15 protein-coding genes are annotated in these 15965 nt (G+C 50.8%); 10 read left to right on the forward strand and 5 right to left on the reverse strand.

The features are described from left to right. Positions 1 to 80 precede the first annotated feature (80 nt). The 3 genes from A8F97_RS22515 to A8F97_RS22525 all read left to right on the forward strand — a co-directional run bounded on the left by A8F97_RS22515 (position 81) and on the right by A8F97_RS22525 (position 2065). Entirely contained in the window at positions 81 to 917 is an 837-nt protein-coding gene (locus A8F97_RS22515; protein ID WP_033072153.1) for a helix-turn-helix transcriptional regulator, read from the forward strand. A gap of 105 nt (positions 918 to 1022) precedes the next feature. Next, on the forward strand, positions 1023 to 1757 hold the full coding sequence (locus tag A8F97_RS22520; protein ID WP_015731244.1) for an AzlC family ABC transporter permease: 735 nt from the start codon (positions 1023 to 1025) through the stop codon (positions 1755 to 1757). Continuing rightward, on the forward strand, positions 1754 to 2065 hold the full coding sequence (locus A8F97_RS22525; RefSeq protein WP_014701443.1) for an AzlD domain-containing protein: 312 nt from the start codon (positions 1754 to 1756) through the stop codon (positions 2063 to 2065). The genes A8F97_RS22520 and A8F97_RS22525 overlap by 4 nt, the downstream gene beginning before the upstream one ends. A gap of 72 nt (positions 2066 to 2137) precedes the next feature. On the opposite strand, the gene leuD is transcribed toward A8F97_RS22525, so the two are convergent. Genes leuD through leuA form a run of 4 tightly spaced genes read right to left on the reverse strand, consistent with a single transcriptional unit; the run spans position 2138 to position 6846 of the window. Continuing rightward, positions 2138 to 2740, reverse strand: a complete 603-nt coding sequence (gene leuD / locus A8F97_RS22530; protein ID WP_014701442.1) for a 3-isopropylmalate dehydratase small subunit — start codon at positions 2738 to 2740, stop codon at positions 2138 to 2140. Between the two features lie 13 nt (positions 2741 to 2753). Beyond that, positions 2754 to 4154 (reverse strand): 3-isopropylmalate dehydratase large subunit, encoded by a 1401-nt coding sequence (leuC, locus tag A8F97_RS22535; RefSeq protein ID WP_014701441.1) that lies wholly within the window; start codon positions 4152 to 4154, stop codon positions 2754 to 2756. A gap of 2 nt (positions 4155 to 4156) precedes the next feature. Next, positions 4157 to 5248 (reverse strand): 3-isopropylmalate dehydrogenase, encoded by a 1092-nt coding sequence (gene leuB / locus A8F97_RS22540; protein WP_011095330.1) that lies wholly within the window; start codon positions 5246 to 5248, stop codon positions 4157 to 4159. Then, a complete protein-coding gene (gene leuA, locus A8F97_RS22545) occupies positions 5248 to 6846 on the reverse strand; it encodes a 2-isopropylmalate synthase (RefSeq protein WP_014701439.1) in 1599 nt (532 codons plus the stop codon). Before leuA ends, leuB begins: the two co-directional genes overlap by 1 nt. Positions 6847 to 7257: 411 nt before the next feature. Here leuA and A8F97_RS22550 point away from each other — a divergent pair, with 411 nt between their 5' ends. From A8F97_RS22550 to cra, 4 genes are all read left to right on the forward strand, one after another. Beyond that, positions 7258 to 9063 (forward strand): AMP-dependent synthetase/ligase, encoded by a 1806-nt coding sequence (locus tag A8F97_RS22550; protein ID WP_015731241.1) that lies wholly within the window; start codon positions 7258 to 7260, stop codon positions 9061 to 9063. A 362-nt stretch (positions 9064 to 9425) separates the two neighbouring features. After that, the gene (gene ilvI / locus A8F97_RS22555) at positions 9426 to 11144 is read left to right on the forward strand and encodes an acetolactate synthase 3 large subunit (protein WP_014701437.1); all 1719 of its coding nucleotides are present in this window, start codon (positions 9426 to 9428) and stop codon (positions 11142 to 11144) included. 2 nt (positions 11145 to 11146) lie between these two features. Further along, positions 11147 to 11638, forward strand: a complete 492-nt coding sequence (gene ilvN / locus A8F97_RS22560; protein WP_014701436.1) for an acetolactate synthase small subunit — start codon at positions 11147 to 11149, stop codon at positions 11636 to 11638. A 270-nt stretch (positions 11639 to 11908) separates the two neighbouring features. Further along, positions 11909 to 12913, forward strand: a complete 1005-nt coding sequence (cra, locus tag A8F97_RS22565) for a catabolite repressor/activator (RefSeq protein WP_025919424.1) — start codon at positions 11909 to 11911, stop codon at positions 12911 to 12913. A 67-nt stretch (positions 12914 to 12980) separates the two neighbouring features. Here cra and A8F97_RS22570 read toward each other — a convergent pair whose 3' ends face one another. Beyond that, a complete protein-coding gene (locus A8F97_RS22570; RefSeq protein WP_014701434.1) occupies positions 12981 to 13418 on the reverse strand; it encodes an L-alanine exporter AlaE in 438 nt (145 codons plus the stop codon). Between the two features lie 807 nt (positions 13419 to 14225). Here A8F97_RS22570 and mraZ point away from each other — a divergent pair. From mraZ to ftsL, 3 genes are read left to right on the forward strand one after another with little or no spacing between them, the layout of a single operon-like run. Then, on the forward strand, positions 14226 to 14684 hold the full coding sequence (mraZ, locus tag A8F97_RS22575) for a division/cell wall cluster transcriptional repressor MraZ (protein WP_005975245.1): 459 nt from the start codon (positions 14226 to 14228) through the stop codon (positions 14682 to 14684). Between the two features lie 2 nt (positions 14685 to 14686). Further along, positions 14687 to 15631: a 16S rRNA (cytosine(1402)-N(4))-methyltransferase RsmH gene (rsmH, locus tag A8F97_RS22580; protein WP_014701433.1), complete on the forward strand. Its 945-nt coding sequence runs from the start codon at positions 14687 to 14689 to the stop codon at positions 15629 to 15631. Further along, entirely contained in the window at positions 15628 to 15945 is a 318-nt protein-coding gene (gene ftsL, locus A8F97_RS22585; RefSeq protein ID WP_005975240.1) for a cell division protein FtsL, read from the forward strand. The genes rsmH and ftsL overlap by 4 nt, the downstream gene beginning before the upstream one ends. Positions 15946 to 15965 lie beyond the last annotated feature (20 nt).

The raw sequence follows: 15965 nt of genomic DNA on the forward strand, positions 1-15965 counted from the left end.
CACCGTTTCTGGATGACGAAGATCGCCTATTTTTCTTCTCTGCCTGAGCAATTTTGTACAAATGACAAGAGGGTTAACGCGTGCATAAAAAGCCGATTGCGCAAGAGCAGACAAATTTCAGACACCTGGAGACACTCGGTGGTCTGGATATGTTGCAGGCGCAATACTACCAGCAGCGTTTTCCTCGCCATGTTCATGATACTTATTGCATCAGCGTGATTGAGCAGGGCGCTCAACGCTTTTATCGCTCTGGTGCAGAGCACGTTGCGCCCAAAGGTGACATTATTTTGGTGAATGCGGACGATGTGCATACGGGAAGCTCTGAGGTAGAAACTGGCTGGGCCTATCGGGCCATTTATCCGCATCCCGATCTTTTTCACTCGATTAATCAGGATATTCAGCGCTCTAAAGATTCCGTTCCGTGGTTTCCCGATGCGGTTGTGCACGATCCCGGATTGGCGGAACAACTGCTCATGACCTTCAATATGCTTGCTCAGCCGGGCAATATGCTATTGAAAGAAACGCTGCTGCTGTCGTCATTAACCTGGCTGACGATGCGCTATAGCAAGACTCGCCTGACGCCACAACTGTTGCCGATTGCGACCCAAAATATACTGAACGTTAAAGCCTTTATGGACAGCTATCCTGAGAGAGAACTGGCGCTTGTTGAACTGGCTGAACTCGCCGAGCTTAGCGTGTGGCACTTCTTACGGCAGTTTAAGGCGGTTGTCGGCATTACGCCTCATGCTTATTTAATTCAGGCGCGTCTGCGCAAGGCGAAAGATCTATTGCGTAAAGGCAATACTATTCTTGATGTTTCGGTGCAGTGTGGTTTTACCGATCAGAGCCACTTCCATCGTCATTTCAAAAATTCGTTGGGGCTGACGCCGGGCGAGTTTGCTAAAGGCAACGTATAAATAGGCTCGTTCTCTATTCCGAGTCACAGCAACTTTATCCAATACTATTAAAACGCGTTTTGTTAATTTTTCGCTATCGATTTATTTATGGTAGTGCAATGTTATATGGAAAACACCGTAGCCCGTTCACCGTCGGGATCAAAAGACACGATTAGCCCGTGGAAACACTTTATGACCGGCGTGGTTGAAATGCTTCCGCTCTGTTTATCGGTGGTGCCCTGGGGAATTCTCGCCGGTTCTATGGCTATCCAATCGGGATTATCTGTTGGGCAAAGTATTGGGATGTCCGCGATTATTTTTGCGGGAGCAGCGCAATTAGTCTCGTTAGGATTGCTTATGTCTGGGGCGAATGTCGCGACGCTATTAATCTCTGTTTTCTTTATCACTGCACAGCATCTGATATATGGCCTAACGCTGCGGGAATATGTTTCAACTTTGAGATTAAGAAAACGGCTGCCTATCGGTTTTTTATTGTCAGATGAGCTTTTTGCGCTGAGTGAAAAGAAAGATAGAAAGAATAATGTCAGCGCCAGTTATTTAATTGGTGCGGGCCTCACCTTTTATATTTTTTGGAATATCTTTAGCATTCTCGGTGTGGTCATGGCCTCTTCAGTGCCTGATTTGGATAAATATCACCTTGATTACTCTATCGTTGCCACGTTCATTACCATCGTTGTACCGATGATAAAAAAGATCAGTACCTTTTCTGGTGTTCTGTTCTCCCTATTTCTGTCGATGCTATTGACCTATTTCAAGATAGAAGGTGCCATCGCTATTGCTGGTGTCGGTGGGATGTTTTTCTCTGTATTCATCGCGTCCGTGCTTAAGGAGGAAAAATGAGTTGGTTATTGATATTCGTTCTGTCGGGGATCGTGTTTTTTAATCGCTATATCTTTCTTGAGCCTGCTGTACCGGTAAAAATTCCCGTTTTACTTCATCGTGCTTTAAAGTATTCTGCGCCATGTTTACTCACTGCGATTTGTGGGCCGATTATTTTAATGGAACATGGCGTTATCCGCGTTTTTCCTGATAACCCTTATTTTCTCGGCGCGATGGTGAGCATCGTGATTTCATTTTTTATCAGAAATATTGTGGTCGCCGTGCTCTTGAGTATGTTGGCTTTTTATCTTATTGCCGCGCTGCTGTAATTTCCCGTCATTCTTCCAAAATAAAAAGCCCGCAGAATGAAGTGCGGGCTTTCGGTTATGCGTAATCTCAAATCAGTTCAAAAATGCTGGCTGATTCTTTTCATACTCGGTAATCGATGCTTCGTGTTGCAGCGTCAGGCCGATGCTGTCTAATCCGTTGATCATGCAGTGACGGCGGAAGCTGTCGATTTCAAACGGATAACGTTTGCTGCCTGCTTGAACGACCTGATTTTCCAGATCGACGGTGAAGGTAATCCCTTCCTGACTGTCAACCAGCTTGAACAGTTCGTCCACTTCTTCGTCGCTCAACTTCACTGGCAGCAGTTGGTTGTTAAACGAGTTGCCGTAGAAGATATCAGCGAAGCTGGGGGCGATAACGACATTGAAACCGTAGTCGGTCAGCGCCCACGGCGCGTGCTCACGAGAAGAGCCACAGCCGAAGTTTTCGCGCGCCAGCAGAATGCTCGCCCCTTTGTATTGTGGCTTGTTCAGCACAAACTCAGGGTTGGGCTGTTGACCCGCATCGTCCAGAAAACGCCAGTCGTGGAACAGATGTTGGCCGAAACCGGTACGCGTCACCTTTTGCAGAAACTGCTTGGGAATGATGGCGTCGGTATCGACGTTAGCGGCATCCAGAGGAACCACCAGACCTGTGTGTTGAGTAAATTTAGCCATGTCAGTTTCTCTCTTAATTCAACTCGCGGACGTCGGCAAAGCGACCCGTCACCGCCGCAGCCGCAGCCATTGCCGGGCTGACCAAATGGGTGCGGCCAGCGCGCCCCTGACGGCCTTCAAAGTTACGGTTACTGGTTGATGCACAACGTTCGCCAGGGTTCAGGCGGTCATTGTTCATCGCCAGGCACATGGAGCAGCCCGGTAAGCGCCACTCAAAACCCGCTTCGATGAACACTTTATCCAGCCCTTCCAGCTCTGCCATGGTTTTTACCGGGCCGGAGCCGGGTACGACGATGGCCTGAACGCCAGCGGCGACTTTACGCCCTTTGGCAATCTCTGCCGCTGCGCGCAAATCTTCGATGCGCGAGTTGGTACAGGAACCAATGAAGACTTTATCGATCTTCACGTCAGTCAGTTTAATGCCGGGTTGCAGATCCATATACGCCAGTGCTTTGGCGGCAGAGGCGCGCTCTACCGGATCGCTGAAAGAATCAGGGTTAGGGATTTCCTGATTGACGGCGATAACCTGACCGGGGTTGGTGCCCCAGGTGACCTGCGGTGCAATCTGCGCGGCGTCCAGCGTGACGATAGTGTCAAACTGCGCGTCATCATCGGATTCCAGCGTGCTCCAGTAGGCAACGGCGGCGTCCCAGTTGGCGTCTTTCGGAGCAAACTGGCGGCCTTTCAGGTAGTTGAAGGTGGTTTCATCCGGTGCAACCAGACCCGCCTTCGCACCCATCTCAATAGCCATGTTGCACAGTGTCATACGGCCTTCCATGCTCAGCGCACGAATGGCTTTGCCACAAAATTCAACGACATGGCCGGTGCCGCCCGCGCTACCTGTTTTACCGATAATCGCCAGCACGATGTCTTTTGCGGTGATGCCGTGTGCCGCATCACCCGTGACTTCAATCTTCATGGTTTTGGCACGACCCTGTTTCAGGGTTTGCGTCGCCAGCACATGTTCGACTTCCGATGTACCGATGCCGAAGGCCAGTGAACCAAACGCGCCGTGCGTTGCGGTGTGTGAGTCACCGCAGACGATGGTCATGCCCGGCAGCGTCATCCCTTGTTCTGGGCCGATAACGTGAACGATGCCCTGATTCGGGTGGTTAAGGTCATACAACTGAACGCCGAATTCCGCACAGTTCTTGATTAACTCCTGCATCTGAATGCGGGCCATCTCACCGCTGGCGTTGATGTCTTTGGTCTGCGTGGAGACGTTGTGGTCCATGGTCGCGAAGGTTTTCCCTGGTTGACGAACCTTGCGGCCCATCGCACGCAGGCCGTCGAATGCCTGTGGGGAAGTCACTTCATGCACCAGATGCCTGTCGATATACAGCAGCGGTGTTTCGTTCGGCGCTTCATGCACGATGTGCGCGTCGTACAATTTTTGATATAACGTCTTACCCATGGTTATGCCCCTTGCGCCACGAAACGCGCAATCACGTCGCCCATTTCACTGGTCCCGATCGCGTTGCTGGCGCTTGCCAGATCGGCGGTACGGTAACCTTCAGCCAGCGCAGTATTGACGGCTTTTTCGATCGCCTCAGCGGCATCATCCGCACCCAGGCTGTAACGCAGCAGCAGCGCCAGCGACAGAATCTGCGCGATCGGGTTGGCAATGTCTTTACCCGCGATATCCGGTGCGGAACCGCCAGCAGGCTCGTACAGACCAAAGCCTTGCTCGTTCAAGCTCGCGGAAGGCAGCATGCCCATTGAGCCGGTAATCATGGCGCACTCGTCGGACAGAATGTCACCGAACAGGTTAGAACACAGCATCACGTCAAACTGAGACGGATCTTTGATTAACTGCATTGTCGCGTTATCGATATACAGATGGGACAGCTTCACATCTGGATAGGCTTTAGCGACTTCCGTGACGATTTCGCGCCACAGAATAGAACTTTGCAGCACGTTGGCTTTATCGATGGAAGTCACGATACTGCGGCGTTTACGGGCAGATTCAAACGCGATGTGCGCGATGCGTTCAATCTCGAAACGGTGATATACCTCGGTATCGAAAGCGCGTTCATACTGACCGCTACCTTCGCGCCCTTTTGGTTGACCGAAATAGATCCCCCCCGTCAGTTCGCGGACGCACAGGATATCAAAGCCTTTCGCGGCGATGTCGCTACGCAGCGGACAAAACGCTTCCAGCCCTTGATACAGACGTGCAGGGCGCAGGTTGCTGAACAATTTGAAGTGCTTACGCAGAGGCAATAACGCACCGCGCTCCGGTTGCTCTGCCGGTGGCAGGTGTTCCCATTTCGGGCCGCCCACGGAACCGAACAGGATCGCATCGGCCTGCTCACAGCCCGCAACGGTCGCCTGCGGCAACGGCGTGCCCTGACGGTCAATGGCGATACCGCCAACGTCGTATTCACTGGTGGTAATGCGGATACCAAAACGCTGACGCACCGCATCCAGTACTTTGTGGGCCTGTGCCATTACTTCTGGGCCAATGCCGTCTCCGGGTAAAACGGCGATATGGTAGCTCTTTGTCATCACACTGTTTCCTGACTGTTTTGTTGTTTGCTATCGTTTTGTTGTTGGTTATTGTGCTGTTGCAGACGTTGAATTTCTTTTTCTACCTGTTGAGCACGCTTGATGTTGTTTAATACATTTACCATTGCCTGCGCGGAAGATTCAACGATATCCGTTGCCAAACCGACGCCATGGAAACGACGCCCCTGATAATCCGCGACGATATCAACCTGACCCAGCGCATCACGCCCCTGTCCTTTGGCCGTCAGTTGGTATTTAACCAGCGAAATTTGGTAACCCGTAATGCGGTTGATCGCCTGATAAACGGCATCTACCGGACCATTACCCGTTGCGGCTTCTGACTGGGTTTCTTCACCACAGATCAGCTTGACTGAGGCGGTTGCCATCACGCTGGAGCCAGACTGAACGCTGAAATAGTCCAAACTGTAGAATTCAGGTTCTTCCTGCTGACGGCTAATAAAGGCCAGCGCTTCCAGATCGTAATCAAACACCTGACCTTTTTTATCTGCCAGTTTCAGGAAAGCGGAGTACAAATCGTCCAGATTGTAATCGCTGTCCTGATAGCCCATCTCTTCCATGCGGTGTTTCACCGCCGCGCGACCAGAACGGGAAGTCAGGTTCAACTGCACTTCTTTCAGGCCGATGGATTCCGGCGTCATGATTTCGTAGTTTTCACGATTTTTCAGCACGCCATCCTGATGAATACCTGAAGAATGGGCGAAGGCGTTGGCACCGACGACCGCTTTGTTGGCAGGAATAGGCATGTTGCAAATCTGGCTGACCAACTGGCTGGTGCGGTAAATTTCCTGATGATTGATGTTGGTGTGGACATTCAGGAGGTTATGACGGGTTTTAATCGCCATGATCACTTCTTCCAGTGAGCAGTTGCCAGCACGCTCGCCGATACCGTTCAATGTGCCTTCTACCTGACGAGCCCCTGCGTGAACGGCCGCCATCGCATTGCCGACGGCCAAGCCCAGATCGTCGTGAGTGTGAACAGAAATGATGGCTTTATCGATATTCGGAACATGTTGGTACAGCGAGGCGATGATATTGCCGAACTCATGCGGCATGGTGTAGCCGACAGTGTCCGGTATATTAATGGTGCGAGCGCCTGCGTTGATGGCCGCTTCAACCACGCGACACAGATCGGGGATTGGCGTGCGGCCCGCATCTTCGCAGGAGAATTCAACGTCGTCTGTGTAATTGCGCGCGCGTTTGATCATGTAAATGGCGCGTTCGATTACCTCATCCAGCGTGCTGCGCAGCTTGGTGGCGATGTGCATCGGTGAAGTGGCAATGAAGGTGTGGATACGGAAGGCTTCTGCGACACGCAGCGCTTCTGCGGCGACATCGATATCCTTTTCGACGCAGCGGGTCAGACCGCATACACGACTATTTTTGATGTTGCGGGCAATGGTCTGAACGGATTCAAAGTCGCCGGGAGATGACACGGGAAAGCCAACTTCCATGACATCAACGCCCATACGCTCCAGAGCGAAGGCAATTTGCAGCTTTTCTTTTACGCTCAAACTCGCCTGTAAAGCCTGTTCACCATCGCGTAATGTGGTATCAAAAATAATGACTTGCTCGCTCATCGGTTTAGTTCCTTGTCGTGTCTACTTTGTACTTGGCGCTCGGCGAGTAAAAAAAAACCCGCGCATCAGCGCGGGTTTTTGTATCGTGTGGCGAGAAACTTAGTTCTTAACTCTGCCCACAAACCTACCGCGCAAGAAGGATGCGTTTAGTAGTAGGCCTAGTAGGACAGCAAAGTTGAACATGGGATCTCGTCATCTAAAATTTGGTGTTGCATTATTGGTACGCGATTATCAGGGTTATGTCAACTTTTGATTGATGTGACGTGCGTCAAGTAAACCAGCGATAGCCCACGGCGAATGAACGAAAGATCGTTGCGGTTTTGAACAATGGCGGTAGACTGCACGCCAAATAATATACAGCTGTACGCTGAAACGCTGTCACATTCATTTCCCTTATAAATTCTTTTACAGATGACTAATCATTTACAGCCATACCATGTGGTGCACCGGGTTCAAGATCGGATCAATCACTGCGCAGGTCGTATTGCGTTGCGCGAGTGGACGCCTGCGGGCGAGCAGCAACTTACCTGGACACAGGCAGGACAGCGCATTCAGCGCATTGCCAGTGCGCTCTTAGCGCAGGGCGTGGATGTTCAGGAACGGGTTGCGATTTTCTCTCATAACTCGATGAATTGGTCGCTGGCCGACCTTGCGCTATTGCACCTGCGTGCGATCAGCGTGCCAATTTATGCCACGAATACGGCGGCTCAGGCGGCGTTCATTATCAATGATGCGGATATCCGCACGATATTCGTCGGTGGTCAGGAGCAGTTGGATGCGCTGCTGACGCTGCGCGATACCTGCCCACAGTTGCGAAATATTATCGTGATGGATGAGGGCGTTAACCTGCACGGTAGCGATATTGCGCAATCTCTGCATGAGTTTGAAGCGCAGGCCGTAGACGATTTCTGGCGTGATGAATGGCAGCAGCGCATCGATAGTCGCGATCTCAACGATCTGTTTACGCTGATTTATACCTCTGGCACCACGGGTGAACCCAAAGGCGTCATGCTGGATTACACCAACATGGCGATGCAACTTAAGCTGCATGACGAGCGCTTAAGCATGTCAGAAAACGACATCTCGCTTAGCTTCTTACCACTTTCCCATGTATTCGAGCGTGCCTGGAGCTTCTTCGTGATGCACTGTGGCGCACAGAACGTGTACCTCAGCGATACGAATCTGGTGCGTGGCGCGATGCAGGCGGTGAAGCCGACGGTGATGTGCGCCGTCCCCCGTTTTTATGAAAAAGTGTATAGCGCCATTCATGAAAAAGTGGCGCAGGCACCGTGGTATCGTCAGCGGCTCTTCGACTGGGCTGTCACACAGGGGCAGCACGCTTTTCTGGCTAAGCAGGCGGCGAAAAAGGGCGGACTCTTGCGCCGCATTATGCACCACTATGCCGACCGACTGGTGTTAGGGAAACTGCGTCAGCTTCTGGGAGGCGAAATTCGCTTTATGCCGGCAGCAGGCGCACGACTGGATGACAACATCATTTTGTTTTTCCGGTCGATCGGGATTCGTATTATTTATGGTTATGGCATGACCGAAACCTGTGCGACGGTTTCCTGCTGGGAAGAGAACCGTTTCCGCTTAGGTTCTATTGGTACGCCGTTACCGGGTATTGAGGTTCGCATTGGCGAGGAAAAAGAGATCCTGGTGCGCGGCGCGACCCTCATGCGGGGGTATTTCCATCGTCCGCAGGAAACCGCAGACGCTTTTACCGCAGACGGCTGGCTGAAAACCGGCGATGCGGGAGAGCTGGACGCTAACGGTAATTTGTTTATTACCGAACGCTTGAAGGATCTGATGAAAACCTCGGGCGGTAAATACATCGCACCGCAGCATCTGGAAGGCACGCTGGGGCAGGATCGTTTCATTGAGCAGGTTGCGATTATCGCGGACACGCGTAAGTACGTGTCAGCACTGATTGTTCCCTGTTTTGAGGCGCTGGAAGAATACGCCCACTCTATTAATCTGAAGTACCACGATCGTCTGGAACTGTTGCGTCACAGCCATATTATTGAACTGTTCGAACAGCGCCTGCGGGAGATGCAGAAAGAGCTTTCCCGCGTTGAGCAGGTGAAGAAATTCACGTTGTTACCTGTGCCGTTTTCGATGGCAGAAGGAGAGCTGACGCCAACGCTCAAACTACGCAGGAAGATCATCAACCAGCGTTACCAACTGGAAATTGATGCGATGTACGCCGAGTCTTGATGATGTCGTAGGCCGAAAAATTCATTTTCTGAAAAGAAATGTGGTTTTTCGGCCTCAAGATTTCACTCTGTAATTTACGGTCTTTATGGACGATCTCTTAGGTTTACAGCTTCCTGCTTAGTATTTTATCTCAGTTCTTTTTTCACTCACGTTCGATTTCCCCTAGGCCTGATTAAGAGCGGTGGTTTTTTGCCGTTTGTCTGCGTCATAATCTGGCGTTATGTTAATGGGTTATCAGTAATCCCTATAATATTTCGTATTCTTGTACTAAAAGTTAACAGTATTAACACAACGTGAGCGCGGGGATTTCCCCCGGTCAATACAGAAACGGGCTCCGTTTTCTGAACAAAAGAGGCAGATCCATGGAGATGTTGTCAGGCGCCGAAATGGTGGTCCGATCGTTGATCGATCAGGGCGTAAAACATGTGTTCGGTTATCCGGGCGGTGCGGTGTTGGATATTTACGACGCCCTACACACGGTTGGCGGTATCGAGCATATTTTGGTGCGGCATGAGCAAGGTGCGGTACATATGGCCGATGGCTATGCGCGTGCGACGGGTGAGGTCGGCGTCGTGCTGGTTACCTCCGGTCCCGGTGCGACAAATGCCATTACCGGTATTGCTACGGCGTATATGGACTCCATTCCTATGGTGGTGTTGTCCGGTCAGGTTGCCACCTCGCTGATTGGCTATGATTCCTTTCAGGAATGCGACACGGTGGGCATTTCCCGCCCTATCGTGAAGCACAGCTTTCTGGTCAAGAAAGTTGAAGATGTCCCGACGATCCTGAAAAAAGCCTTTTACCTGGCGTCAACCGGACGTCCGGGGCCAGTGGTCGTCGATCTACCAAAAGACATCATGAATCCGGCGAATAAACTGCCGTATGTTTATCCCGAAAGCGTCAGCATGCGCTCCTACAGCCCAACGGTTCAAGGGCACAAAGGTCAAATTCGCCGTGCGTTGCAAACCTTGCTGGCGGCAGAAAAACCGATTATCTACAGCGGTGGCGGCGTGATTAACGCGGAGTGCCACGAAGAACTGCTGGCGCTGGCGGAAAAGCTCAATCTGCCAGTGACAACGTCTCTGATGGGGCTGGGCGGCTTCCCCGGAACGCACCGTCAATGCCTCGGCATGCTGGGGATGCACGGGACGTATGAAGCCAACATGGCTATGCATCACGCCGATGTGATTTTTGCCGTTGGGGTGCGCTTCGATGACCGCACGACCAACAATTTGGCGAAGTACTGCCCGAATGCAACGGTATTGCATATTGATATCGATCCCGCGTCGATTTCCAAAACGGTAAACGCAGATATCCCTATTGTGGGCGATGCCAAACAGGTGCTAAGCCTGATACTGGAGTTGCTGGAACAGGATGGCGCACCGCAGCAGTTCGATGCGCTGCGCGACTGGTGGCAGGGTATCGAGCAGTGGCGTGGGCGTCACTGTCTGAAATACGACACCAAAAGCGACAAGATTAAACCGCAAGCGGTGATTGAAACGCTGCATCGGCTGACCGAAGGTAAAGCCTATGTGGCATCGGATGTCGGCCAGCACCAGATGTTTGCTGCGCTGTATTATCCTTTCGATTTGCCACGTCGCTGGGTGAACTCCGGTGGTCTGGGAACGATGGGTTTTGGCTTGCCTGCGGCGTTGGGTATCAAGCTTGCGCTGCCGGAAGAAACGGTCATTTGCGTCACGGGCGATGGCAGTATTCAGATGAATATTCAGGAGCTTTCTACGGCGCTGCAATATGATCTGCCGGTTGTGGTGATCAACCTGAACAACCGTTTCCTCGGCATGGTGAAGCAGTGGCAGGATATGATTTATTCTGGCCGCCATTCCAGTTCTTATATGGAATCGTTACCGGATTTCGTCAAGCTGGCTGAAGCCTACGGCCACGTCGGGATTTCTATCGATACGCCGGATGAACTGGAAAGTAAGCTGTCGCAAGCGCTGGCACAGAAAGATCGTCTGGTGTTTGTTGATATCAACATCGATAGCAGCGAGCATGTTTACCCCATGCAGATTCGCGGCGGGGCGATGGATGAAATGTGGTTGAGCAAAACGGAGAGGACCTGATCATGCGTCGGATTTTATCAGTATTACTTGAGAATGAATCAGGCGCTTTATCACGTGTCGTCGGTCTGTTTTCACAGCGTGGTTACAACATCGAAAGCCTGACGGTAGCGCCAACCGAAGACCCTACGCTATCCCGTATGACGATTCAGACGGTAGGCGATGAGAAGGTGTTGGAGCAGATCGAAAAGCAACTGCACAAGCTGGTGGATGTCCTGCGCGTCAGCGAATTGGGGCAGGGTGCGCACGTTGAGCGTGAGATCATGCTGGTGAAGCTACAGGCCACAGGCTATGGCCGTGAAGAAGTGAAACGCTGCTCCGATATTTTCCGCGGCCAGATCGTGGATGTCACTGCCTCGCTGTATACCGTACAACTTGCTGGCACCAGCGATAAACTGGATGCGTTCCTCAGCGCCGTGCGTGAAGTTGCCGAAATTGTTGAAGTGGCACGCTCTGGGATCGTCGGTGTATCACGCGGCGACAAAATCATGCGTTAATCGACTTTTCGCTGCTTTTTCCTTTAAGAAGCCCGATAATCGCATCGGGCTTTTTTTTATTTCCCTTATCTGATATCGGTGCAATGTATTTCAGGTTAAAAGACGTCCATTATTGATGTGGCGGCTTGAAATATGTGGGTAACGTGATAAAAGCAGTTGCCGTACAAAAGCTTCTGCTGTTAGATCTACGCCATATCCATGATGATTTTATGGTCATCACACTATTTATTTAGCCGGCCTACTTATTTTCCGGCCTACTAAGGGGTTACCGTGAAACTGGATGAAATCGCGCGTCTTGCGGGTGTTTCACGCACGACAGCCAGCTATGTCATTAACGGGAAAGCCAAACAATATCGCGTAAGCGATAAGACCGTTGAGAAAGTCATGGCTGTCGTCAGGGAGCACAATTATCATCCCAACGCCGTCGCGGCTGGATTACGTGCCGGACGCACACGTTCAATTGGCTTGGTTATTCCCGATCTGGAAAATACCAGCTATACGCGCATCGCCAATTATCTGGAGCGTCAGGCCAGACAGCGCGGATATCAGTTATTAATCGCATGTTCCGAAGACCAGCCGGATAATGAGATGCGCTGTATTGAGCATCTGTTACAGCGGCAAGTTGATGCGATTATCGTTTCTACTGCGTTGCCACCTGAACACCCGTTTTATCAGCGTTGGATAAACGGCGGCCTGCCGATTATTGCATTAGACCGTGCATTAGATCGTGAGCACTTTACCAGTGTGGTGGGGGCCGATCTTGAAGATGCCGAAATGCTGGCGCAGGAATTAAGGAAAATGCCTGCGAAATCGGTACTCTATCTTGGGGCTTTGCCTGAACTCTCCGTCAGTTTCCTGCGTGAACAGGGGTTCCGTCAGGCGTGGGCGGGCGATCCGCGCGAAGTGAATTATCTTTATTCCAATAGCTATGAGCGGGTGGCCGCCGCCGCCGCGTTTATGGATTATTTGCAAAATAATCCCATGCCTGATGCGTTGTTCACCACCTCATTCCCGCTATTGCAGGGGGTGATGGACGTTAACCTGAAGATTAACGGGCGTTTGCCGAATAATCTGGCTATTGCGACCTTTGGGGATAATGAGCTGTTGGATTATCTGGAATGCCCAGTATTGTCTGTCGCCCAGCGCCATCGTGAAGTTGCAGAGCGCGTGCTGGAGTTGGTGTTGGCCAGTCTGGATGAACCGAAAAGGCCGAAGCCTGGCTTGAATCGGATTCGACGTAACCTGTACCGTCGTGGCTCACTGAGCCGCGCATAATATCCTTCTGCCTTTCTGCGCCATAGACTGCTATGGCGCCTCTTCTTTATCCGATCTCAATCCATTTTTATGGCAGTGCGACCCGGAATAGCCGACGGCAATATTCCAGAAAATAGCCATACGTTACGCCCATCACCATTGATATCACCAGGTTACTGGTGACCGCGGTCAGAATTTGTGCGGAGCTTGCCCCGATAACCCAGAGAATCGCAGCATAAACAGGAGATTGAAAACTGACATACGCAAACAGGTCGGCAACGCTGCGCACCAGAAAATGATCGCCGCCGTGACGTTTGGCCATATTTAACACACGATCGCGATAAAGCCCGTATGGCCAGGCAATAGCGATATTGACGGGAATTGATAGCAGTCGTGAAGATAGTGACTGCTCAAAGCTCATCCCGGAAAGCATGATTTCAATCGCCATACCGATGATGAAACAATAGACAACGAGCGCAAAGGTATCAGCGGTGGCGCTTCGCAATCGTGACGTCGGGGAAAACATACCTGGCTGCTCCATTCTTAGGACGGATAAACTGGTTAGGTTAAATGGTGTGGTTTTTTGTCATGTCTTATTTGATTTGTGTAGTTTACATCACTGATATATTGGCTTGGTATTAGTGAAAAATATTTATTTATGAGCGTTTTTTATACTTTTTCGCTACTTTATGTCTGCTCAGTAAATTTCTCGTTTTTTTATCGCGATATGAAATTTAAAATAATTTAAAAACAATGACTTATTTTTGTAGGAGGAGTGGTGTTCCTGCAAAGGGTTAATGATGTTGACGCACCATTTATTCGATGCGTTTCCTGAGCCTGCTTTTCTTTCATTGGAAGCCATATTCATCGGTGAGAGGGTGTGAATGAGCGTAAATCGACGGATTAATAAAGAATCGATGATGTTGATGTTAAAAATGTGACATTGAGCAAATGTTAACAGTCATGTATGGTTTTGCGGGCTACGGTAGGCCTTGGTATTCAAGGTGTTCGGTTTAATGAGACTATTCTGAATAGCTTTTATCTTTGGTATCAGATTGTGACAATGAAAATAATCTATATGCTGAAGTTGGTAGCGATATGTTTGCAATGAACCCTTTTTACTGAAAATTTTCCTCAAATTATCATGATGTTAATCACTGCTAATTCTGACTCCTTATTCTTTTTACCTCTATGCTGGCCCAAATTCATTCAGGAATAATCCCAAAGCGCGTCTGCTCTGGCTTGACAAGGTTTTCATACCCTCCGTACACTCTTAAAGGTGGGATTTTGTGGGGTAAAGTGGTGAAAAAGGCGATGGAGGGGTAATTCAGGTATGTTTCGTGGGGCTACGCTGGTTAACCTCGACAGTAAAGGGCGTCTTGCTGTGCCTACCCGATACCGGGAAATGCTGAACGAGGAATCGCAAGGTCAAATGGTTTGCACCATTGACTTGCATCAGCCCTGCCTGCTGCTTTATCCCTTACCCGAATGGGAAATCATTGAACAAAAATTGTCTCGCTTGTCGAGCATGAACCCTGCTGAGCGTCGTGTGCAGCGTTTGTTATTGGGACATGCCAGCGAGTGTCAAATGGATAGTGCAGGACGTTTGTTGATTGCGAATACGTTAAGGCAGCATGCGGACCTTAAAAAAGAAGTGATGCTAGTCGGGCAGTTCAACAAGTTTGAACTGTGGGATGAACAGACTTGGTATCAACAGGTCAAGGATGATATTGACGCTGAACAATCGACTCAGGAACCTTTGTCTGAGCGGTTGCAGGACTTATCACTATAGTCATGCTGGAAAATTATAAACATACCTCCGTCCTGTTGGATGAGGCCGTAAATGGCCTGAATATTCGCAGCGGCGGCACATATATCGACGGCACATTTGGCCGTGGTGGTCACTCCCGTCTGATTCTTTCCCAACTGGGGCCGGAAGGGCGTCTGTTAGCTATCGACCGCGATCCTCAGGCCATTGAAGCCGCCAAGGCGATTGACGATCCGCGTTTCTCTATCATTCATGGGCCGTTCTCCGCAATGGCGGATTATGTTGCTGAACGTGGGCTGACCGGACAGATCGATGGTGTCCTGCTCGATCTCGGTGTTTCTTCCCCGCAGCTTGATGACCCTGAGCGTGGGTTCTCATTTATGCGTGATGGCCCGCTGGATATGCGTATGGATCCGACGCGCGGTTTGTCTGCTGCCGAGTGGCTGATGAAAGCAGAAGCTGATGACATTGTCTGGGTCTTGAAAACGTTCGGTGAAGAGCGTTTTGCCAAGCGGATTGCTCGCGCCATTGTGGAACGTAATCGTACCGAGCCGATGACGCGGACAAAAGAACTGGCGGAATTGATTGCTGCTGCTAGCCCGGTTCGCGAAAAGCATAAACATCCGGCAACGCGCAGTTTTCAGGCGATCCGCATTTATATCAATAGTGAACTGGAAGAGATCGAGCGTGCGTTAGAAGGTGCGCTGAGCGTACTGGCCCCGCAGGGGCGTCTGTCGGTGATCAGCTTCCACTCGTTAGAAGATCGGATTGTGAAACGGTTCATCCGTCACCAAAGCCGTGGGCCACAGGTGCCTGCTGGTCTACCGCTAACGGAAGCGCAACTGCGCAGCCAGGGTGGACAGACGTTAAAGCCTGTCGGAAAGAAACTGATGCCTTCGGAAGAAGAAGTGGCAGAAAACCCGCGTGCGCGCAGTTCCGTGCTGCGGTTTGCTGAGAGACTGCCAGCATGATCGGTAACGAACGGCATACGCTGGTCGGTGTCATCGGCGAGGATCTGCTGCGTAATGCAAAACTCCCGGTGCTGCTGATCGTTGCCGTGTTGGTTTCTGCCGTCTTTGTCGTAACGACAGCGCACCGGACGCGTTTGTTGACTGCAGAACGCGAACAGCTTCTGCTGGAGCGTGATGCGCTGGATATCGAATGGCGAAATCTGATCCTGGAGGAAAACTCATTAGGGGATCATAGCCGCGTTGAGCGGATCGCGACGGAAAAACTGCAAATGGGGCATGTCGATCCGTCACAGGAAAATATTGTGGTTAAGTAATGAACTAAATAGGCAACCAG

It is taken from the genome of Pectobacterium parmentieri, assembly GCF_001742145.1.
In the GTDB taxonomy this organism is placed as follows: Bacteria; Pseudomonadota; Gammaproteobacteria; order Enterobacterales; family Enterobacteriaceae; genus Pectobacterium; species Pectobacterium parmentieri.